21 protein-coding genes are annotated in these 22,171 nt (G+C 41.4%); 8 read left to right on the top strand and 13 right to left on the bottom strand.

The window, feature by feature from the left end:
- The first annotated feature begins 106 nt into the window (after window positions 1-106).
- The 5 genes from fdhF (at window position 107) to CFS60_RS06870 (ending at window position 5,626) form a co-directional block, all read left to right on the top strand.
- Window positions 107-3,091, top strand: a complete 2,985-nt coding sequence (gene fdhF, locus CFS60_RS06890) for a formate dehydrogenase subunit alpha (protein WP_088809663.1) — start codon at window positions 107-109, stop codon at window positions 3,089-3,091.
- Entirely contained in the window at window positions 3,084-3,560 is a 477-nt protein-coding gene (locus tag CFS60_RS06885) for a DUF1641 domain-containing protein (protein WP_088839010.1), read from the top strand. The genes fdhF and CFS60_RS06885 overlap by 8 nt, the downstream gene beginning before the upstream one ends.
- Window positions 3,561-3,609: 49 nt before the next feature.
- A complete protein-coding gene (gene fdhD / locus CFS60_RS06880) occupies window positions 3,610-4,395 on the top strand; it encodes a formate dehydrogenase accessory sulfurtransferase FdhD (protein WP_088809835.1) in 786 nt (261 codons plus the stop codon).
- Between the two features lie 107 nt (window positions 4,396-4,502).
- Entirely contained in the window at window positions 4,503-5,297 is a 795-nt protein-coding gene (locus CFS60_RS06875; RefSeq protein ID WP_088839013.1) for a Cof-type HAD-IIB family hydrolase, read from the top strand.
- A gap of 65 nt (window positions 5,298-5,362) precedes the next feature.
- Window positions 5,363-5,626 (top strand): hypothetical protein, encoded by a 264-nt coding sequence (locus tag CFS60_RS06870; RefSeq protein ID WP_088809665.1) that lies wholly within the window; start codon window positions 5,363-5,365, stop codon window positions 5,624-5,626.
- Window positions 5,627-5,742: 116 nt separating this feature from the next.
- Here CFS60_RS06870 and CFS60_RS06865 read toward each other — a convergent pair whose 3' ends face one another.
- The 13 genes from CFS60_RS06865 to CFS60_RS06805 form a co-directional block, all read right to left on the bottom strand.
- Window positions 5,743-6,552 carry a DUF368 domain-containing protein gene (locus CFS60_RS06865; protein WP_088839009.1) on the bottom strand — a complete coding sequence of 270 codons (810 nt, stop codon included), beginning with the start codon at window positions 6,550-6,552 and terminating at the stop codon, window positions 5,743-5,745.
- Between the two features lie 50 nt (window positions 6,553-6,602).
- Window positions 6,603-7,637: a glycosyltransferase family 4 protein gene (locus tag CFS60_RS06860; RefSeq protein ID WP_088839008.1), complete on the bottom strand. Its 1,035-nt coding sequence runs from the start codon at window positions 7,635-7,637 to the stop codon at window positions 6,603-6,605.
- Window positions 7,634-9,049, bottom strand: coding sequence for a lipopolysaccharide biosynthesis protein (locus CFS60_RS06855; protein ID WP_088825740.1), 1,416 nt, complete (start codon window positions 9,047-9,049; stop codon window positions 7,634-7,636). Before CFS60_RS06855 ends, CFS60_RS06860 begins: the two co-directional genes overlap by 4 nt.
- A 7-nt stretch (window positions 9,050-9,056) precedes the next feature.
- Window positions 9,057-10,307, bottom strand: coding sequence for an O-antigen ligase family protein (locus CFS60_RS06850; protein WP_088825739.1), 1,251 nt, complete (start codon window positions 10,305-10,307; stop codon window positions 9,057-9,059).
- Window positions 10,289-11,002, bottom strand: coding sequence for a WecB/TagA/CpsF family glycosyltransferase (locus CFS60_RS06845; protein ID WP_088839012.1), 714 nt, complete (start codon window positions 11,000-11,002; stop codon window positions 10,289-10,291). The genes CFS60_RS06850 and CFS60_RS06845 overlap by 19 nt, the downstream gene beginning before the upstream one ends.
- Window positions 11,003-11,057: 55 nt before the next feature.
- Entirely contained in the window at window positions 11,058-11,708 is a 651-nt protein-coding gene (locus CFS60_RS06840) for a sugar transferase (protein WP_088809670.1), read from the bottom strand.
- A 12-nt stretch (window positions 11,709-11,720) separates the two neighbouring features.
- Window positions 11,721-12,377, bottom strand: coding sequence for a CpsD/CapB family tyrosine-protein kinase (locus tag CFS60_RS06835; RefSeq protein ID WP_088809671.1), 657 nt, complete (start codon window positions 12,375-12,377; stop codon window positions 11,721-11,723).
- 2 nt (window positions 12,378-12,379) lie between these two features.
- The gene (locus tag CFS60_RS06830; RefSeq protein ID WP_088815795.1) at window positions 12,380-12,721 is read right to left on the bottom strand and encodes a hypothetical protein; all 342 of its coding nucleotides are present in this window, start codon (window positions 12,719-12,721) and stop codon (window positions 12,380-12,382) included.
- A complete protein-coding gene (locus tag CFS60_RS06825; protein WP_088839007.1) occupies window positions 12,722-13,441 on the bottom strand; it encodes a YveK family protein in 720 nt (239 codons plus the stop codon). It abuts the gene before it with no gap.
- A gap of 9 nt (window positions 13,442-13,450) precedes the next feature.
- On the bottom strand, window positions 13,451-14,728 hold the full coding sequence (locus tag CFS60_RS06820; RefSeq protein WP_088809674.1) for a nucleotide sugar dehydrogenase: 1,278 nt from the start codon (window positions 14,726-14,728) through the stop codon (window positions 13,451-13,453).
- Window positions 14,725-15,189: a DUF4352 domain-containing protein gene (locus CFS60_RS06815; protein WP_088825737.1), complete on the bottom strand. Its 465-nt coding sequence runs from the start codon at window positions 15,187-15,189 to the stop codon at window positions 14,725-14,727. Before CFS60_RS06815 ends, CFS60_RS06820 begins: the two co-directional genes overlap by 4 nt.
- Window positions 15,190-15,255: 66 nt before the next feature.
- Window positions 15,256-18,852: an immunoglobulin-like domain-containing protein gene (locus tag CFS60_RS06810; RefSeq protein WP_159458296.1), complete on the bottom strand. Its 3,597-nt coding sequence runs from the start codon at window positions 18,850-18,852 to the stop codon at window positions 15,256-15,258.
- A gap of 106 nt (window positions 18,853-18,958) precedes the next feature.
- Window positions 18,959-19,636 carry a Crp/Fnr family transcriptional regulator gene (locus CFS60_RS06805; protein ID WP_088809676.1) on the bottom strand — a complete coding sequence of 226 codons (678 nt, stop codon included), beginning with the start codon at window positions 19,634-19,636 and terminating at the stop codon, window positions 18,959-18,961.
- Between the two features lie 358 nt (window positions 19,637-19,994).
- On the opposite strand from CFS60_RS06805, the gene CFS60_RS06800 reads away from it, so the two are divergent.
- The 3 genes from CFS60_RS06800 to CFS60_RS06790 are packed head-to-tail and all read left to right on the top strand — an operon-like array spanning window position 19,995 to window position 22,151.
- Complete coding sequence (locus CFS60_RS06800; protein ID WP_088839006.1) at window positions 19,995-21,008, top strand: zinc-binding alcohol dehydrogenase family protein; 1,014 nt, start codon at window positions 19,995-19,997, stop codon at window positions 21,006-21,008.
- Window positions 20,998-21,516, top strand: a complete 519-nt coding sequence (locus CFS60_RS06795) for a dihydrofolate reductase family protein (protein ID WP_088809678.1) — start codon at window positions 20,998-21,000, stop codon at window positions 21,514-21,516. The genes CFS60_RS06800 and CFS60_RS06795 overlap by 11 nt, the downstream gene beginning before the upstream one ends.
- Before the next feature lie 2 nt (window positions 21,517-21,518).
- Window positions 21,519-22,151: a nicotinamidase gene (locus CFS60_RS06790; protein ID WP_088825736.1), complete on the top strand. Its 633-nt coding sequence runs from the start codon at window positions 21,519-21,521 to the stop codon at window positions 22,149-22,151.
- Window positions 22,152-22,171 lie beyond the last annotated feature (20 nt).

Raw genomic sequence — 22,171 nt, 5'->3', positions numbered from 1 at the left:
AGCGTTCTCAATTATGGTTTTGACTGTAATTTTCACATGATAACTGGTATAATATAACGGATGTAACCGTTTTCTATAGAGAGCGAATGATGGAGGAGGAAAAGTCATGGGGACAAAAATCACCGTCAAGATAAATGGGGCGGAACATGAAGTTGACTCGGGAAAAAGAATTTTAGATTATTTGAATGAAAAAGAAATCAAACACCCGCATATATGTTATAGCGAGCAAATGGGGCCAATTCAATCTTGCGATACGTGCATGTGTGAAGTGGACGGGGAGCTTGTTCGGGCGTGCAGTACCGAGTTTAAAGCGGGAATGGAAGTACAAACGGATTCAGAGAAAGCAACTGATGCTCAGCTAGAAGCGATGGACCGAATTTTGGAGAACCATCTGCTTTACTGCACGGTTTGCGATAATAATAATGGCAATTGCCGCGTACATAATACGACTGAAATGTTAGGGATTGAAGGGCAAACACGACCTTACCGGGAAAAAGGTTACTTAAATGACTTTTCGCACCCGTTTTATCGTTATGACCCCGACCAATGTATTTTATGCGGGCGATGTGTGGAAGCTTGTCAGAGCGTTCAGGTGAATGAAACGCTGTCGATTGACTGGGAGCGGGAGCAGCCGCGGGTTATTTGGGATGACGACCGGCCAGCAAATCTTTCATCTTGCGTGTCTTGTGGACTTTGTTCTACCGTGTGTCCATGTAATGCGATGATGGAGAAATCGATGCTTGGTCAAGCTGGTTTTATGACTGGTTTAGACGAAGATGTGCTTGAACCAATGATTGATATGGTGAAAAAAGTGGAGCCGAACTATCAAACTGTTTTTGCTGTTTCTGAAATGGAAGCGGCGATGCGCGATACGCGGACGAAAAAAACGAAAACCGTCTGCACATTTTGCGGGGTCGGCTGTACGTTTGAAGTGTGGACAAAAGATCGTAAAATTTTGAAAGTGGAACCGACTGGCGAAGGTCCAGTTAATAAATTTGCGACATGTGTCAAAGGGAAATTTGGCTGGGATTTCGTGAACAGTGATAAACGGCTCACATCGCCGCTCGTTCGGCAAGGGGACGAATTTGTGCCGGTGAGCTGGGAAGAGGCGCTTAAAACGGTGGCGACGCGCTTACGTGAAACACAAGCGAAATTTGGCAACGATGCGCTCGGGTTTATTAGCTCATCTAAAACCACAAACGAAGAGAATTATTTGATGCAAAAAATCGCTCGCCAAGTTTTTGAGACAAACAACGTCGATAACTGCTCACGGTATTGTCAGGCGCCTGCATCTGATGGGCTAACACGCACTGTCGGCATTGGCGCCGATTCAGGTACGGTTGACGATATTGAATCAGCTGGGCTAATCATGTTAGTTGGCTGTTCCCCGGCTGATGGACACCCTGTCATTGCGAGCCGAATTAAACGTGCCCAAAAATATAACGGGGCTAAAATGCTCGTTTCAGATTTGCGACGTCACGAAATGGCAGAACGCGCCGACAAATTTATTCACCCGAAACAAGGGACGGATTTTGTCTGGCTGACGGCTGTTGCCAAATATATCATCGACCAAAACTGGCATGATGCCGAATTTATGAATCACCGAATTTCAAATGTGGCAGACTACCTCGAATTCCTTGAGCCGTTCACATTGGAGTATGCCGAGCAAGAAACGGGACTGTCCGTGGAAACGCTTAAGGAAATTGCCGAAATGGTGCACGAAGCAGACGGCACTTCAGTTTGTTGGGGCATGGGCGTTACACAAAATATCGCGGGTTCGCATACATCTTCAGCAATCGCGAACTTACTCCTCGTGACAGGAAACTTTGGCAGAAAAGGCGCTGGTGCATACCCGCTACGTGGGCACAATAACGTGCAAGGCGCTTGCGATATGGGCTCTTTGCCGAATGTCTTGCCTGGTGTTCAGCCCCTAGCCGATGATGAGGTACGCGCACGTTTTGAAGCGGCTTATGGCGTATCAATTTCAGATAAACCGGGACTGAAAAACAATGAGATGCTTGATGCGATTGAAGCGGGAACACTGCACGCGATGTACCTTGTAGGGGAAGAAATGGCGTGGGTGGATTCAAACGTGAATCACGTACAGGAAACGCTTGCGAAATTAGATTTCTTTGTTGTACAAGATGTATTCTTATCCAAAACCGCGCAATTTGCGGATGTCATTTTGCCGGCGTCGCCTTCGCTCGAAAAAGAAGGGACGTTTACGAATACGGAGCGGCGCGTACAGCGCTTGTATGAAGTGATGAAGCCACTTGGGGACTCAAAACCCGACTGGTGGATTACGCAAGAAGTGGCACGTGCCTGCGGAGCCAATTGGGATTACGCACATCCAAGTGACATTATGGACGAAATCGCGAGTCTCGCACCGTTTTTCCGTGGGGTCCGCTACGACCGCTTGGAAGGCTTCAGTAGTCTCGTTTGGCCGGTTGATGAAGCAGGTCAAGATATGCCCCTTTTATACAAAGAACGTTTTAATTTCCCTGATGGTAAGGCACAATTTTCAACGTTGCCGTATGTTCCACCGATTGAGTTTCCGGAAGAGTACGATTTGCAGCTAAACAACGGACGCTTGCTGGAACAGTTCCACGAGGGGAATTTGACGGATAAATCAAAAGGACTTGATTACAAGCTTCCAGAAGTGTTTGTCGAGGTTTCGCCTGAACTTGCGAAAGAACGTGAAATTGAAAGTGGTTCGCTTGTGCGCCTTAGTTCTCCGTATGGTCGGATTAAGCTCCGCGCCGTTGTGACTGACCGAATGAAAGGTAAGGAAGTCTATGTGCCGATGCATTCGGTGAGCAGCGAAACAGCGGTTAATTTGCTTACGTCTAGTGCGGGCGATGTGCGGACGAAAACGCCAGCTTATAAGCAAACGAAAGTGGCAATGAAGGTTCTGGAAAAAGAAGGTAAAAATCCGCTTCCTGACCACAATCCACGAAACCGCAAACGTTATCCGCAAAATGGCGTAGAAGTTGAGCGGAAATGGAAGCGTGCGGACTATGAACCGATTTCCAAAGTAAATTGTGCATGCGGCGGAAGCTGTGGCTGTAAAGGAGAGAAACAAAATGGCTGAACCGATATCGAAAATTCGCGACACGACTCCGTCAAAAGAAGAACAGGAAAAAATCCGCCTAGCTGAGCTTAAAAAAGGCATTGCCGCCGATGAATCTGGTTTTCTTGAAATGCTCGAACTCGTCAAATTGTTGCGCGACTCAGGCGCGCTTGAAACCGTAAATAGTGCGATGAAGGCGAAAGAAGATATTACGAAAACCGTTTTAAATGAGTGGCGCAAAGAACCCGTTACGAATGCGATAAACAATTTGATGTTGTCGAGCCAGCTTTTAACAGAAACAAAGCCGGAAACAACTGAAAAGATGCTTGAAAATATAAAAGAAGCGACTCAGGCTGCTCAGGCTGCGGCGGAAAACGAGGAGATTTTGGGGCTGTTTGGTTTAATGAAGGCGCTAAAAGATCCTGATGTAAACCGCACGCTGCGTTACGGGGTTACTTTTTTAAAAGAAATGGGTAAAAATTTAAAATAAATGCGAGCCTCCAAATTGCTGGAGGCTTTCTTTGGAAGGGGGTGGCACGATGGATGTGAGCGTACAAAAAAGCATTATTCGGTATGAAAATGGGATAAAACATGAAAAAACGGCAGAAATTGCTGTGGAATATCCGCTGACCATTTATGTGAATAAACAAGAACTTGTAACCATCGTCTGCACACCGGAATATTTAGAGGATTTAATTGTGGGCTTTTTAACGTCAGAAGGTGTCATTCGTGGCGTTTCGGACATCGATAAAATCGAAATCATTGAGGCGACAGGGCACGCGCATGTGACGGCGAATTTCGTCAACCAATTTAACGCCAAGTATCGCGCAAAGCGTTATATTACGTCGTGTTGCGGGAAATCAAGAGAAAATTTTTATTTCCAATCGGATGCCTCTTTGCTTGAAAGTTACAATGAAACGGGGATTTCAATTGGGGTGGCGCAAATTTTTGAAAGAATGCGCGAATTTGAAGCGACATCGGGCACATTTCATCAGACGGGCGGCGTTCATAATGCGGGGCTCACCACGCCTGACGGGCTAATCTGCAGTCGAATGGATATTGGGCGGCATAATGCACTCGACAAGATTTACGGGCATTGTTTAAAAAACGACATTACCGTTTCGGATAAAATTGTCATTTTCAGTGGGCGAATCTCATCGGAAATTTTAGTGAAAACGGCGAAACTTGGCTGCGGTATCATTTTATCGCGTTCGGCGCCAACTGAACTCGCGATTAATATGGCAGCTGAACTTGGCATTACGACAGTCGGTTTTATTCGTCAAGACACGATGAATGTGTACACTAAACCAGAGCGAATATTTTAAACAAAAGGGCTCCTCGTCTTGCGTCTTTTAGCGATTATCCGTTATAATGACGAGTATATGAAGGGAAAGGTGCGATAGACTTGACGATTGATACGATTGTGACAGATATGGACGGAACACTGCTTGTGAGCGCGGGCGACGCGATTCACCCGCATAATAAAGAGCGTTTGCTTGAATGGCAAAAAGACGGAAAAAATTTATTTCTGGCAACTGGTCGTTTAGATTTAGCGATTTTACCATTTATTCACGAGCTAAAAATTACAAAACCAGTGATTTCTTGCAACGGGGGCCTCGTGCGCGATTTTCAAACGGGTGAGATTTTGTTTAAAAGCGATTTAGCGCTAGAAACAATTGAAAGTGTATTGGAAGTGCTTCGCCCGCTAAATGCGAATTATCACATTTATACGACGAAACGAATCTTAGGACCATCTAATTCTGGTAAAATTGCGTTTTTTAACGAACAAAATAAAGTGCTGCCTGAAAATGAACAAGTGCCGATTACGATTACAAAAACGCCGCTTGATGAGCTTGCAGATGGCGAATTCCCGCTGAAAATTTTGGTGATTGAAGAAGACGCCGAAAAGCGCGCAACAATTAAAGAGGCGCTTCGCCCATTTGATTTATCTGTGCTTGCCTCCGCGAAAAATTTGATCGACATTATGAACCCGGGGATTGATAAGGCGCATGGCCTGAACTATTTAGCTGAACATGGCTACATTGATTTAGCGAAAACCGTTTCGTTTGGGGACAATGAAAATGATGTTGGCATGCTCATGTTAGCCAAAATGGGTGTCGCGATGCAAAACGGCATACCGCTCGCTTTGGAACGTGCCGATTTTATCACAAAAACAAATGATGAGGGTGGTTTAGCTCTCTTTTTGGAAGAGCACATTTTAAGCTAAAATTCGCCGCTAGCATCGTTTCATGATATGATAAAACTATCGATAAAGATAGGGAGCTGATGAATTTGGAAGAAAAGTTTGATATTGGACATTTCTTGAAAAAAGCCTTTGTTATTGCCATCGGTGCAAGTTTAATTTTTATTGGTTTTATTGCTCTGTTAACCCTTGTCGGCGTTTTAATTGCAATTCCGCTTCTAAGTAAAGGGAGCAAGCTTCTTTTTGAAAAAAATGATGAAGAAAAAATGTCGCGTAAATTAAAATGGAAAACTCCGCATTGCGAGGCGAAAATTAAATTTAATGAGAGCGACTTATTAGACGAAAAAAGTTAGACTGATAAAAAATGATGCGGCACGCGGCTTTGCCTAGAATCTCATCATTTCTCACCAGTCTAATGTGGCATAGTAATTTTGTTTTGTATCAAACTGCATCTTATAGGTGCAGTTTTTTATTGTCTAAAGCTGAATTTGTATACAGCGAAAGTGGTTACAACTAGAATGATAAAGCTTATGATGAATTCGAAAACCGTAAAATTTTCTTTTGGGAAAAGAATGAAAAATGAGCCAGCAAGCAGTCCGAGTATTCCGGCGTGGGCAGCGGTGCGGAATTTTTGAATGAGAAAACGAATGAGTTTGCTTGTAACGAGAATACCAATAAGAACGCCTAATGCCATGGCGATGATAATTTTAAAATCGAAGTCTATTAGCGCATCAAGCGCGGTTTCGTAAACGCCTAGAATCATCAAAATGAGCGCGCCGCTTATGCCGGGGGCAACAAGTGCGATGCTAGCTAGAAAGCCGGCAAAAAAGAGATAGGCATAATCAAAAGCGGTAGCTTGTGTAATTTGGAAATGCGTTTCTTCAAGCGAAAAATTTAAGATTAAAATAAAAGCAAAAAACAGCACCATGATGAAAAAATGCTTGAATTGATAGCGCTCACCGATTTTTTTGCCGCTTTGCCAAATTAATGGGAGCATTCCGAGAATACACCCCATAAATAAAGCGCGAACTTGGACGTTGTAATTTTCTAGTAAATAGTGCACGACCAAAACGGAGACGCCCATTCCGCATGCCATTCCAATTAAAATGGGGAGCAAATAAAGCATGTGCGTTTTCCATTTTTTGGTCGTTAAATGGTGAAGCGCATCGATAATATTTTCATAAATATCAAGCAACATGGCGACGGTACTGCTGCTAATTCCGGGAACTGTTTCGACGGTTCCCATAGCCATACCTTTAAAAAAGTTAATAACTCGCATACAACACTCCTAGTAAAAAAATTAACAATAAATTGTCTGGAATGTAAATTTTAACATGTTATCAACTGATTGTAAAAAGCAGACCAATTTGTGTGGTAGGTTTCAATTGAAAAGCCAGATGCAATTTTTTGGCGCGCGCTTTCCGCATATTTTTCCCGAAGAGCAGGTTGTTCTAAAAGTTTAGTTAGTTGATTCGTCATATTGGCAACATCGCCTGGTGCGGTCAGAATGCCGTTTTGCTGGTGTTCAATGACGTCTGCGATGCCACCGATATGTGTGGAAATGTTTGGAATTCCAGCGGCCATGGTTTCTAAAATTGCCATAGGTAGGCCTTCGTGATAGGACGGCAAAAAGTGCAACATGCTCGCTTTTAAAATGACCTGCTGATCCTCTTTTGAAATCCAGCCGCCTAGTGCCACATTTGTAAGCCCGAGCTTGTCAATTTGGGCCGTGACTTTTTCGATTTCCCCGTCGCCGTATAGCACAAAACGTACATCTGGGAACGCCGGCTGAATGCGCGCTGCCACTTTAAGCAAATCATAGCTTCCTTTTCGCTCGCCGATTCGCCCAAACGTCACAATCGTACGCGCTTTTTTATTATAAAGGGGCTTTTCAGGAAGGTGCACCGCGTTTTGAATGACCGAAATCGGCGTTTTAGTTAGCCTCCGGTAAAATTCCGCCCATTCCCCGCTTAAAACCACCACATGATCCGTTTGATTAAACGTTCGACGAATCCAAAATCGCAACATGCGGTTACTTTTTTTATAAAATACATCAAAATGTGAAGCGTGCATATGAAATATCGTTTTACAATGGTTTGGAACTAATTTTTTTAAAAAGGCCTTTCGAAAGAAACTGCCCTTTTGCGCGACATGAAAATGCACAATATCAATTTTCTTTTCAAAAATGATGTGCCGAATCGAACGAAGCGCCCGCCATTCAGTCTGCCATTTGTTTTCCGCAGACCATGAACTGAAAAAGAATAAATGATGCGTATCACTCGTATAATACTGTTTGAAATTCGCGATGACCGTTGCCATTCCGCCTTTTTCCTTTGGATTTGGACCGACCATTAAAATGTTCATTCATTTTTAATTCCTTTCTTTTGAAGTAAACGAAACGTTTGTTTGAGCTCTTTTTGATAAAGGACAATCAGGAAGATGAGCGCACTTAAAACGAGTCCTTTTTCGAGCAAAGTGTCTTTAAAAATAACGCTATAAAGTGATAAACCGTATAACAGCCCCGTTACGATGATGTGGCGTGTGACGGAAAAGCCTTCCCAAATGCGCATGGAGAAAAAAGTGCGGGCGAGAAAGTAGCTGATGAAGGCGGTTCCCGTTGCGATAGCGGCTCCAATTGCGCCATAAACTGGGACGAGCGCAATGTTTAGCGCGACAGAAATGACGAGGGCGATAATCGACACGTAAATGTTTAGCACGCTTTTCTTTAAAAAAACGATGCCGAGATTTGTCGTTTCGCTAACCGTCATCATGAGTGGATAGAAGCAGAGAAACGGGAAAATATATTGTGCCTCGCTGTACGCTGGCGAGAGAATCACGACAATCCAGTCCTTAAAGAAAAGCATAACGAGGAAAAAGAACGCGACTCCAAACATGACCGTATCGCTCACCCTTTTGTAGTAGATGACGGGCTTTTTCTGCTCGTACCATTCGTAGGCAGTAGGAATCCAGAAATTCCCAAAACTCACCTGCAAAACCATTAAAGCACTGGCGATTTTAAACGCTGCAGTATAAATCCCAAGCTCGTCAAAGCTCGAGAAGTAGCGTAAAAATAATTTGTCGATGATGAGAAATAAACTGTAAAGAAAAGTACCAATTGCGACAGGCAAGCCAAATTTAGCAAGATGTTTAATGAGCGCTTTGTCCGGTTTTTGCCTGAACGTTTTAAACAGTGGCAAGTTAAACAAAATAAGAATGAAATCCCCAATCATCTGCCCAATTAACATGCCGTAAACAACGGTAATAAAAGTAGGCTCAAATAAAAGCAATGCCGTGATTGTGCCAACTAAAATGGCCAACTTAATACCAATACAATAAATAGAAAAAGTAATCGCTCGATTTTCCATTCGAGCAAACAATAAAATGAAACGTTCAAAAATGAGTAAAATGATGGAGAAAGCAAGCAAATAAACAGCAACTTCATAATTTGAATCCGCAAAAAGCCATTCGGAAATTGTAGAAGCAAATAGACACATGCCCGCAATTAAAATGCATGAAGTAAAAAGCGGCGTCATCATCGATTGAATAAGCAAACGCGTTTTTTGCGCGTAACTATGAAATTCCCTTGTAAAAGCTTGATCAAATCCTAAGTAAATCACATAAATAAGAAGCGTTTGCGCGAGTAGAAACATACTTGTTTTCCCGTATTCTGCGGGCGTTAAAAAGTAAGTTGTGATAGGTATCAATATTAAATTGAGGAGCGCCGCGCCGAGTGAGCCGATTGAAAATTGCCCAAACCGAATTAATAATTTCTTCAAATGAATCTCACTCTTTCTTTGATAAAATAATCCCGCCGCAAACAAGTCCTAAAAGGGTTGAAGAGAGCGCTGAAAACAAGACGTGCCCGGCGAAAAAACTATATAGAATAATGATGAAAAAGAGAAAACTATGGAGCGAACGATTTTGTTTTTTTAACGCAATCACACCGTAGTAGCCTAACAAAGTAACAAGAAGTAGGATCCCGAACAGGCCGAGCCCAAATAACGTATCAAAAAAATCCATTTCGATTAATCCAAGCCGGCCATACTGTTCTAATCGATATTCAAAACCTTGACCAAAAGCTACCGTGAAAATAGGGTGTAAGCTATCTAGGAAAAAGCTTAATCCGCCTTCCAAAAAATCACTTCTTGAGCTCGTTAACAAACGAACTAAATTTCCGTCGTATAAATGATAAAAATACACCATTCGGTCGTACGTCCCTGCAATCAGTTGTCCCGCATAGGCCAAGCCGCGAACGAGCAACCACCCAACTAAAAAGAGACAAGCAAACCAAACGAAGATTTTCTGTGTCACTGAACGATATCTAACGAAAAATAAAAGGCGAATGAGCACGATGACACTTATCACAACACCATAAACAATGCCAGTTTTCGTCCCAACGAGTAATAAACAAAGCATATTTCCGGAATAAAGCAGAAGAAAGAACAGCAAGCGGAAATTCCATCTTCCTTGTAACGATTGAATGAGTGCTTGAGCCGTAAAGGTTAGCGATACAATAAAAGCAAAACTTGTGTCATTATTCGCAAAAAAGAAGCCTTTATAACCAGCGTCTGAATTATCATAAGTCTGGTGCCCAACGCCTAGTGCATAAGGGACAAGTAGAAGTACCGTAAATAGTAGGCTGATGACAATAAAAATTTTTTCATAATGCAGCGCTTGAAATAGCGTTTTTCGTTGATAAATATAGTACGGAATGAGTGCCCATAAAAAATATTTAACAAATACAGAAATATCCGCAGCAATCCAAGTGAATGGATTTTGTAAAATTATACTTTGGAAAAGCAAGATGCCAAGATTTCCAGCAATAAACAGGAAGGTGACAAACGTTAAAGCCGTCTTAGGAATCTTTTCAATACAAATCATGCTAATGAGAAAGATAAAAAAGAAAAAACGATAGACAATGCCAATGGGAATCATAAAACCAGATGTCAGGAAAAAACCATTTAAGAAATCAATGAGCGGGAAAATCGCAACAAGTACAATAAAAACAGCTATATTTAGCGGTGTTTTTGCCATCTTATGCCTCGTCTGCTTTTTTCCCGAAGAACGTGTGTCAGGAAGCGGAAATTCCCGATGATATAGCGTTTAAACATGCGCCTAGGTTCCTGTATAAAGCGGTAAAACCATTCCAGCCCAGCTTTTTGCATCCATCTTGGCGCGCGTTTTGTCTTACCAGCAAGCACATCAAAACTCCCGCCAACACCCATCGCAAAAGGCACTTGCATCATTTCCTTGTGGCTGTGAACCCAAAATTCTTTTTTGGGGGAGGAAAAAGCGACAAATAATATATCCGCACGACTGGCTCGAATCTCCTGCGCAATTTGAACCGATTCTAAATCATCAAAATAGCCATTGCGAAACCCCGCAATCTCTAAACCCGGATAAGCTTTCAAATGCTTGTCTACAATACACTTCACCACTTCCTCCGTCGCCCCAAAATAGTAGAGCCGCCAGTTCTTTTGTGCCGCCAGAGCCACCAAATTTTCAAATAAATCAATTCCCGTCACGCGTTCCGGCACATCATAGCCTAGAAAACGCGCCGCCCAAACAATAGACTGACCATCTGCATTCACAAGCGGACTTTCATTTACAATCGCCCGAAGCGCCGCATCCTCCGCCATCAAATTTATTTTGCTCGCATTAATCACAACATGTTGACTCGGCTTTTGGTTTAAAATAAGGTGCTCAATACGCAGGAGCGTTTCATTCATCGTAAGCGCATCTAAGTCACTGCCCAGCAAATGAATTCTCTTTTCTTCCTTCACGCTAATACGCTCCTTTTGGTACGAGCAGGACAACAAAAGTTTTGAAAAAAATTTTAAAGTCCATTTTCCAAGACAGGTGGCGAATATAATGCAAATCTAGTTCCACCATTTCCTCAAAGCTAAGCTCGTTTCGTCCGCTTACCTGCCATAATCCCGTACAACCAGGAGTGACAAGAAGGCGTTGTTTATCGTACGTAGAATAAACGGCAACTTCGCGCGGTAGCGGCGGCCTAGGCCCAACAAGGCTCATATCACCTTTTACTACGTTCCAAATTTGTGGCAACTCATCCAAGCTCGTTTTGCGCAATAAGCGGCCGATTTTTGTTATGCGAGGATCATTTTTCATTTTAAACATCGCACCTGTAACGTCGTTTAGTTTTAAAATCGTACTTAATTGGGATTCAGCATCCGTACACATCGTTCGGAATTTGTACATATAAAAAACTTTCCCATTTTTTCCTACACGCTCTTGCTTGAAAATAACTGGAGCTTTCCAGTCAGTCACTTTAATGCAAATCGCTACGAAGAGAAAAAGCGGGGACAGGAGAAGTAACGCAAACACGCTTAAAAAACGGTCGCAACGAATCTTCCATTTCGTATAATTTGTTTTATCAGTCGCTTGGAATGCCATGCTGAGTTTACTTTGTTCCATGTACTTAGCTCCTTAGTAATAATAGTTTTCGGTATTTTTTGTACCGTTAAAAATGACGCCAATTAATTTAGCTTTTGAAAGCTGAAGTTGCTTGGCTGCATATTTTGCTTGTTCTTTTAAAGTCTTTTGATACCTACAAATCAAAATGGTGCCATCTGTTTCGTCCGCTAAAACAAGTGCATCTGAAACAACTGTGATAGGTGGCGTATCAATGATGATTTTATCGAAACATTCCCGTAATCTTCCGATAAGATTAGCCATTTTTTGAGAGGAAAGTAAGTCGTTTGGATTCGGAGGTATTGTGCCGCTAGTTAAAAGAGCGAATGACGCTGAATCTAGCAACACCTCTTGGAGCCCATCTTCTAACTCGATCTCATTTGTAATCACGTTGGACAAACCAAGATGTAAATTTTTTGAAAATCGTTTATGTAACATGGGTCTACGCATATCGGCATCGATTAAAAGTGTGCGTGCCCCTTTTTCGGCATAAGCGATTGCAAGGTGGGAGGCTACGGTGGATTTTCCAGTGCCTGATTCTGGAGAAGTAATTAAAATGACTTGCCTATCTTTATCAATTCCAGATAAATCAATCCCAGTACGAATTAATTTAAATTGTTCACTTGTAGGAGAGTAGTAATTGCTTCTAGAATTTTTATTTGATGGATACATATTCACCTTGCTCCTTTTCGTAGTTTCATTGGGATTTCATCACTTATTTGAATTAATTTCACTACACCGAGCACATGTACGTGTAAAAATTTCTCGATTTCATTTGTTGAAGTAAACGTACGCCTGAATAATAATTTGATGAAAATAAAACTAAAGTCGAAGTAAATTCCTGTAAAACCAGCAATTTTAAGTAGCCAATTTTGTTGTGGCAAGGCATGCTCAAAAGTCTGCGAACTCGATTCCATATCGAATTGTTCAGTGTCTAATTCCGGAGAAGTAATGAAAGTGACTCGCTTATTTTTATTATCTTCAGTACTGGAACATTTTTTTCTGAATAAACGCATTTATCTGGCTCCTTTTTGTAGTCTTTTTTTGGCCCGTTCAAAAGCATGAAATGTACTCACTTCACCCAGCACATTTAGCTGTAAAATCTCTTCAATTTCATCTGCCGAGGTAAAAGTACGCTTAAACAATAATCTGATGAAAATAAAACAAAATGCGAAAAAAAGTCCCATAAATACGGCGAGTATAAGCAACAAAGTTTTTTGAGGCGCAATCGGCGTTTCGTTGCCTAAAAACTGGGCTTCTGATAAAGTAGTCACATTATCGACTTTCATGATACTCGGCATTTCTTTAGTGAATACCTTAGCAGTGGAATTAGCAATTTGAGCGGCTAGTTTTGGATCTGGATTTTTAACACTTATATCAATGACCTGTGAATTAGTCGCGTTTGTTACCTGAATCATTTCTGCCAGTTCCTCTGTGTCATAAAGATTTCCCAAGTCTTGCTCAATGCCATTTAAAATCCGCGGACTTAAAATAATTGAGCTGTACGTGTCTACCAGTTGCAAGTCCGCCTGCACAGTTTGTGAATCTAAACTATCATTTGGCGAGCTTTCAGACTGATTAACTAAAATTTGTGTGCTCTTTTGATAAATAGGAGTGGCGATGTACTGGAGATAGATGAACATACAAAGAACTGTCATTGTGACAATTCCAACAATCCACCAACCATTTTTGCGAATAGCAAGCATAATTTGTTTTAAATCAATTTGTTCGTTCATAATATTCTCCTAGTTTATAAAGCTTTTGCTTCTTTTTTTGTCAGTCGGAAGATGGCCAAGTGTAAAGTGCTGTTCAAAAGCATTTTTTCTAGAAATACAATTCTTTGTATCGAATAAAATGGGGGTTCTCATACCATGAATGATGTTATCAGGCATCGCCTTAAATGCATCATGGTCAGTTAAAACGAGCGCTAAGTCACTCCCTAAAAGAGCCGATTCAAGGCTATATGTATCTGAACTTGCTACATAAGGGTCAAATGTACGAATGTCATACGCCGTTAAGGTTTGCAGCTGGTTTACAATTTGGAGGGCGGGGCTTTCACGCGTGTCGTCTATATTTCCTTTGTAGGCTAAGCCTAATACGGTTATCGTTTTTCCATTATTTTCCTCCATAATTGTGAGTGTTTTTTGGAAAATAAAATTAGGCATATTACGATTTATTTGCCTTGCTTGGCGGATAAGCCGTGCTTCGTTCGGGGCCTCTGCAATGATGAAATGTGGATCAACGGCTAGGCAGTGGCCGCCTACGCCAGGACCCGGTTGGTGAATATCTACCCTTGGGTGTTGATTGGCCAGCTCGATTACGCTTAGCGCATCAATGCCGAGTTCATCGCCGATTTGGACAAGTTCATTGGCGAGCGCAATATTGGTGTCGCGATATGTGTTTTCCATCAGCTTAGACAATTCTGCGACACTCGCAGTCGCGCTCAGCAATTTGCCTTGCACAAAAAGGCCGTATATTTCTTTAACCTTTTCGGTGCACTTCTCTGTGACCCCGCCAATAATGCGGTTATTGTAAACAAGTTCGTGCAAGATTTTCCCCGGAAGAACACGCTCCGGACAATGCGCCAGAAAAATATCTTCGCCAGTAACAAACCCTTCTTTTTGGATTAAAGGTTGGATAATGTCCTCCGTTACGCGCGGTGAGATGGTAGATTCAACGATAATCGTATTGCCCGATTTCAAATGTGGCAGAATCGACTCCATCGCCTGTTTGACGTACGTTAGGTCGCAACTCCCGAATTCATCTTCCACATTCGGCGTCGGAACGGCAATAATAAACACGTCACCGGTTTCAGCTGTTAAACTCGCTTTAAATTTCTGCTTCGCCAGCGCGTCCGTCAAATATTCCGCTAAACCATACTCTTCAATGGGCACCTGCCCAGCGTTTAAAAAGTCTACCACCCGCCTAGAAACATCCACCCCAACGACATCCGCCCCGTGTTTCGCGAACATAAGCGCAGTCGGAAGTCCAATATAGCCCAGTCCGATTATGACAATTTTCATGATTCCTCCACATCCCACTCAGCCAATTCTTTATCTAGTGGTTTATAAATAAGTTTCGTCGCCGTTTGATTTTCCGGAATTGCAAAAGAAGCTTTGCCTTCAAGTGTTTTGCCTGGCTTAATTTCATCGCCGAACATCGCCATCGAAGGATCGACCTCAATTTCCTTACCATCTTTCGTTTTTAAAACAAAATCCACCGCACCCAGTCCTTTATTGGTAGACGCCATATTCTCACCAGAAATTGTAAAAGTATATAATTTCTGCGTTTCTTTCTCCGTCACTTTTTCATTTACTTCCTGATTCTTGATTACAATTTTAAGCCCGTCTACAACCGTATCCTTTGTTTCAGCTTTTGCCTTTTGTTCAGTTTTCTCTGCTTTATATTCTTGATTCCCGTCACTTGAACACGCCGTTAGTAGTAATACACTACTTAGGCCAATGCTAATTAAAGCTTTTTTCATAAAAGTTGCACCTCATTTGTTTTAATAAACGGTTCGCTAGCCGCAACTAGCGAACCAATCACTTACTTACGGATTAACAAGCGTCACTACTTTTGTGTCTAAAATTTTGGTTTCACGTGTAGTTGTGCGATACATCGCTTGAATCTCAACTTCATCGCCTGATTTAATATAGTTTGGTGAGATGAAGAAGCTAAAAGTTCCATCTGGATTAAAAACGCCGCCCCAGCGATTTGTTGGCGTTCCATTTACAACTAATCGTGCGAAATTAATATCCCCCGTATATTCCCCGGTAATTTCTGAAGATCCTAGTGTATAGTCAGAGGGAGTAATGGTACCTTCTAAAGTCGCGATTTCTACTTGTTTCGTATCAAGGAGTTCAGTCTCCCCAGAAACTGCCAGATTGAATCCTTTGATTGTAACAACGTCCCCAAGTGTAATTTGAGTAGGATTAACGTAGAAGGCGAAAGTTCCATCTGGGTTAAAAACGCCACCCCAAGCTACAGACTCACCGTTTATGAGCAGCTGTGCAAAATTAATATCCCCAGTAAACTGCCCCGTGATATTCGAAGTACCAAGTGCATAAATGTCCGGTAAAAGAGTACCTTCTAAAGCTGAAATCTCAATTTGTTCTGTTGCAAGAATCTCAGTATCTCCAGAAGTTGCACGATTGAATCCTTCGATTATGACGATGTCGCCAAGCTTAATTTGCGTAGGATTAACATAGAAGCTGAAAGTTCCATCTTCGTTAAAAGTTCCACCCCAAGCGATAGATTCACCGTTTATGAGCAGCTGTGCAAAATTAATATCCCCAGTAAACTGCCCCGTAATATTTGTAGTACCAATTTCATATACATCAGGGGAAAGAGTGCCTTCTAAAGTCACAATTTCCACTTGTTTTGTATCAAGAATTTCAGTCGCACCAGTAGTCGTACGATTGTATCCTTCCATTGTGACGATATCACCAAGTTTAATTTGCGTAGGGTTAACATAGAAGTTGAAAGTTCCATTTTCGTTAAAAGTTCCGCCCCATGCAATAGACTCGCCATTTATAAGTAGGCGTGCAAAATTAATATCGCCAGTAAATTGCCCTGTAATGTTCGAAGCGCCAATTGCATATGCGTCTGGCAAAAGAGTACCGGCTATCGCTGCAATCTCCACCTGTTTTGTATCAATTAGTTCCGTATTTCCCGCAGAATCACGGTAAAATCCTCGAAGTGTTACGGTATCCTCAGAAGTAATACGGTTAGATTTAACATAGAAGTTAAAAGTTCCGTCAGCATTAAAAGTTCCACCCCAACCAACAGATTCACCGTTTACAAGAAGCTGTGCAAAATTAATGTCCCCAGTAAATTCACCTGTAATATTTGACGTTCCAAGTGAGTATTCATCAGGAGTAAGGGTACCTTCTAGCGCTGCAATTTCCACTTGTTTTGTATCGAGAATTTCAGTTTCCCCAGAAGCTGTGCGGTAGAACCCTTCGATGGTAATAACGTCACCAAGTTTAATTTGCGTAGGGTTAACATAGAAGCTGAAAGTTCCATCTGTGTTGAAAGTTCCGCCCCAACTAACAGGTATGCCATTTACTAAAAGTCGAGCAAAATTAATATCACCAGTGAATGAACCGCCAATATTTGATGTGCCAAGCGAGTATGGTTCAGTTGTAAGAGAACCTTGCGGAATAACTTCCACTTGTTTCGTATCAAGGACTTCTCTCTCTCCAGAATCATTTCTGTGAATGCCTCGAAGTGTTACGGTATCGCCAAGCTTAATTGTCCCAGGTGCAACATAGTAGCTAAACGTACCATCAGCGCTAAAAGTTCCGCCAAAGCTCACGTGTACATCATTTACTAGAAGCTGTGCATAGTTGATATCACCAGTGAATTCCCCAGTAATGTTTGAATTTCCATTTAAATAAGCAGCTGGGCTAAGCGTACCGCTCAAATTACTAATAATCTCAACGTTTTTACGATCCAATTCTTCACCATTTTTGTCTAAAGCTACGATTTCGACCGTATCGCCAACTTTAATCGATTCGGTTGATACAGGGAATTCAAATGTCCCGTCAGCCTTAAAGTCACCGCCATTCGTTGAAGTGTCATTCACATAAAGGCGTGCGGATGTAACATCCCCCGTAAACTCACCAGTTATAGCTTCATCCCCAATTGTAAAAGCGTTAGGAGTAATTGTTCCAGACCGAGTAATCGCCTGAACTGTAGTAGAAGCCACGTTAGATGTTAATGCATTAAAAGTCGCCTGAGCCGTTACTTCTGTATCAGCTTCTTGGGCAGGAATTGTGACGCTATAGTTGCCTTCACTATCAATTGTTCCAGAGCCAAGTACAGAGTTATTTGCTTTGATTTCAATTAGCGAATTTGGTTCGCCCGTTCCAGTAACGGTTGTCGATTCCTCCGTTAATGAATTAATCGTCGTTTCAATTAGTTCAACTTTCGCGAAACTACCACCAGTGATTTTTCCTGTAGAGCTTGTTTTGAAATCATCTTTGAAATTGATGTTGTTAGAAACTAATTTAGATTGTGATACACCTGATGAATAGCCGTTCAAATTGAAGGTGGCTACTAATGGGCCAGCATAGTTAATAGGTTCAGAAGTCAATGCGCCGCGATTCCAAACTTGGATTCCTTCTTGCGATTCAAGCGTAACATCGCTAGAACGTGAGTAAGTGCCAAAAACAGCACCCCTATCATTGTTGTTCGTAATAGAGAAATTTGAACCATCTTCAAAAACCAATTGGTCACCAGTAATAATCGTTCCTTGAGTACCCTTTGAGGTGACTTCAAAAGTTGCGCCAGACTGTACGAAAATAGAACCGCTTGTTGCTTCTAGAGCTTCTTCAACTGTATCACCAGAATTTGCTTTTAAAGTACTACCGTTATTAAACTGCATAGTGCTATAAGTACTTAAGTGAATATTTTGATATCGGTCGGATGTTAGATCCATATGTCCATTATTTATAAGTTTTGTGTTTGTTGTTCCCCAAATGTTTGCCGCAGCTGATTTAATGTTTAAATGGGCACCTTCCCCAACAATTAGTTGACTGTCAGTCTTCATTAGAGTGACGGGTGCTAATGATCTGTTTATGGTAGTTGATTCAAAATCAACAGTGGCACCCGGTAAAACGGTCATTTTATTACCTTGGTAAACTTCTTCACTAGTTGACATACTAGATACTTGCCCGTCAAGAATTAATTCTCCAGAAGGTAAGTAAACCAGTTGTCTCCCCGTATGTTCAACATCTTTGTAAGTAACTTTAACATCGTTAGCATCGCTCCAAAATAGGCCATAAACGTCTGTATTGATAATTTTTATATTATCCATTTTGGCAACTGCTCCAGAAGAAACTAATTTAATTTGTTTGAGGTTGGCATTAATTGTGAAACCATTACCATGAATGGTTTTGTTTGTACCACGAGGATATAAGGTGGAACTTAATGTAATATCGGCACCTAATGTGATATCTGTTATCTCATTATCGAGAAGCGCTGATTTTAGCTCCGTAAATGTGTTTACTGTAATGCCGTTTGCCGCGTTTAAATTTGTTTGCGCTCCGCCTTCATTTGCAGATGCGCTAACAGGTAGAATGATTGTGGCAAGTTGGCTAACAAATAAGATACTTACCACGCTTAAAATAATTCCTTTTTTCATAATATGCTCCTTTATCAATTCTCTTAATTTTTGTGGGTTAAAAATATTCTTCAACAGTTACATACGATGCACCTCCTTGTATAAAATATGTATAATTCTGAATCATTTAGTAAGAAATGTTCGATTCTAGAAGTTGTTGATTAACTTTGATACGAGGGCCTCTATTGTCAATCAAATTTTCGGTTTTCATTTTCGAAAAAAGTTTTTGGAAATACCGATACTCAACTCTCGAATAATCAGACAATATTTTCTTTGTAATTGCTTTTGGTAAAATCGTATGTTCCCCTTCGTTAATACCGATTTCCCTGGATAAGTCTAGCACGGAAGCTGCAACTCGATCTTCTCGTGATAAATTGGAAAGATACATCATACGTTTGTGAGTTTTTGTAATAGTAGTTGACATGTCTCGAATTAGTAGTTCCATAAAAGCGGGTCGGATGGCTAAGTAGTTAAGCAAGTATTCTTTATCTACGCTAATAACAGTGCATGCGGTTATGGCAATAACTCGTTCTTCTGAGTGAGCTTGATTGGTTAACCCGTTATATAGTCCAATTACATTCCCAGTTTTTAATAAATTAATAATAAATTCGCTTTGATAATCTGTATTTATTTTTTTTGCCAACCCGCTTACGACAAATAAAACAGAAGTTTGACTCTTGTTTGAGTCAAAAATAGTTTGTCCCATTTTTGCCATAAATTTAACGACATGCGCTTCACAAACTTTATTAATATTTAGTTCTTCTAGCATGCTTTGTATCGAGATATCCGAACTTATATACTCCATAAATGAATTAGAGGCCTCCTTTGTATTCTTAATTAGTATACAAAAAAAGAACAGAAATTTTTGTGTTAATAGACCCTATTACTACTGTCTAAATGTGACAACTTTTTGACAACCACCTCATCATTCTCTAATTTTTATGGAGAAAAAGGAACATATAAAAGAACAATTTAGACATTATTGTTTTGAAAAATGGATAGCGTTTACATCTATGTGTTTTCGCCGTAAGCGTGAGAGGAGTTCGTGTAATTATTAACAATTTGCCAAATTTAACCGCTTTTTTTGTAATCAAAATTTTAAATGAATTACGCTTTATTTTTGAAATATCGGGGAATAGGTAACCAAGAAGAGGTGGATAAAAATGAAAGCAGTTGGTCTATATCGCTACTTACCAATTTCTGATGAAGCAAGTTTAATAGATGTAGAAATGCCTTTGCCGGCTCCCCGAAAGCATGATTTGCTTGTTAAAATTGCAGCCGTTTCAGTCAATCCTGTGGATACAAAACTTCGCGCCCCAAAAAGTCAAGTTGAAAAAGAACCGAAAATTTTAGGATTTGATGCAGTCGGAACTGTGGAAGCAATTGGCGGCGGGGTGTCGCTTTTCCAAATTGGCGAAGAAGTTTATTTTGCTGGTGATGTGACTAGGCAGGGGAGTAACGGCGAATACGCACTAATTGATGAGCGATTAGCGGGACACAAACCTAAAAATTTGACGAACCAAGAAGCGGCCGCAATGCCGCTTACGACCATCACCGCATTTGAAGCGTTGTTCGACCGCTTACAAGTTGAAGCAGGAAAATCCATTTTAATCATAAATGGTGCAGGTGGTGTGGGTTCTGTTTCGACGCAACTAGCGAAAATAGCGGGGCTAACTGTGATTTCCACCGCAAGTCGAGAAGAAACGATAGCTTGGACGAAAGCTCACGGCGCCGACTTTGTTATTAATCACCGAGCAAATATGCTGGAAGAACTCCAAAAAGTGGGTTTTCAAATGGTGGATTACATTTTATGTTTACACGACACCTATCAACATTTTAATTTCATGGAGCAGGCGATTGCGGCGCAAGGGAAAATTTGTTCCATCGTTGAACTTACGCAGCCAGTTCAGATGAGTGTATTAAAAGATAAAAGCGCTACTTTCAGTTATGAGTTCATGTTTACACGGTCGAAATATCAAACAAAAGATCAGATTAGACAACACGAAATTCTAGAGCAAGCCGCTATTTATTTAGAAACAGGCCAATTGAAATCCACGTTGAATAAGGTACTTGCGCCAATAAATGCGAAAACACTTCGAAAAGCGCACCAAATCATTGAAGAAGGACATATGGTTGGAAAATTAGTTGTGGAAGGATTTGATTACGATGACAGATAAACGAGTATCGCTTTATATTGCGACTAGCCTAGATGGTTATATTGCTGATAAACTAGGGAGTGTAGAATGGCTTGAAAGTATTGATAGCGAAGGCGATGCAGGTTACCAAGCTTTCTTTGATAACGTTGACACAGTCGTTATGGGTCGTACCACGTACAAACAAATTTTTTCGTTAACGGACTCATTCCCTTATAGTAAGAAAGACGTATATGTTTTTTCGAATAAAAAAGCGGGTACGGCAGACGAATACGCCGATTTTGTTTCCGGAAATATTAATTCATGGCTAAACGAAATTGATGGGGAGCACGTCTGGCTTGTAGGCGGAGCCGAACTCGTCAAGCAATTCTTAAAAGAAAAAGCTATTGATAAATTTGTGATAACCATTGCGCCCATCATACTTGGCGAAGGCATTCCGCTTTTTGAAGCCGATGACCGCCATAATCTCGTCTTAGAGGATGTCAAACGCTTTGGTCAATTTGCACAATTAGTTTATAGAAACGAGGAATAAAAATGAAACTTGCAACCTTTGATGTGGATGCACAAAATGGGTTTAGTCCGGTTTGCCCAAATGAATTGCCCGTCCCAAACGCCGAGGAAATCGTCCCAGAACTCGAATACATGGCCAAATTTGGCGCTGCCCGAATTGGTAGCAAAGATGCCCACCCAAGAAACGCCGTCTGGGTTGTCCAGAACCCGTCAGATATGTTAAAACCGCTTGATTACCCGAATGCCGATTTAACATGGGTTAGACACTGCGAACCCGGCACGAAAGGATTTGAGCTCCTAGAAGGACTACCAGCGCCCACCGAATATGATTATTTCGTTTGGAAGGGTATGGAGCGAAATCTCCATCCTTACGGGGCATGTTATCACGATATCCGCGAAGAACTCTCAACCGGCGTCATCGAATACCTTCGCCAAAACGAATTTGATGCCGTCCTAATCGGCGGGCTCGCATTTGATTTTTGTGTCAAAACAACTGCTCTTCAATTGGTTAAAGCTGGATTTTCCGTGGCCATTTATTTACCCGCAACGCGTGCGCTCACAGAAGAAGGCTACAAGCAAACGAAAGCTGAATTAGAAGCCACGCCCAACGTGAAAATACTCGAAAATCGCGAAGAATTGAGTGCCTACCTAGCCTAATTTTTTAAAAGAAGGTGAGA

It is taken from the genome of Listeria sp. ILCC792, assembly GCF_900186135.1.
Classification (GTDB): Bacteria; Bacillota; Bacilli; order Lactobacillales; family Listeriaceae; genus Listeria; species Listeria goaensis.
The sequence above is the reverse complement of the archived record's forward strand: the minus strand, read 5'-3'. Positions and strand labels throughout refer to the sequence as shown.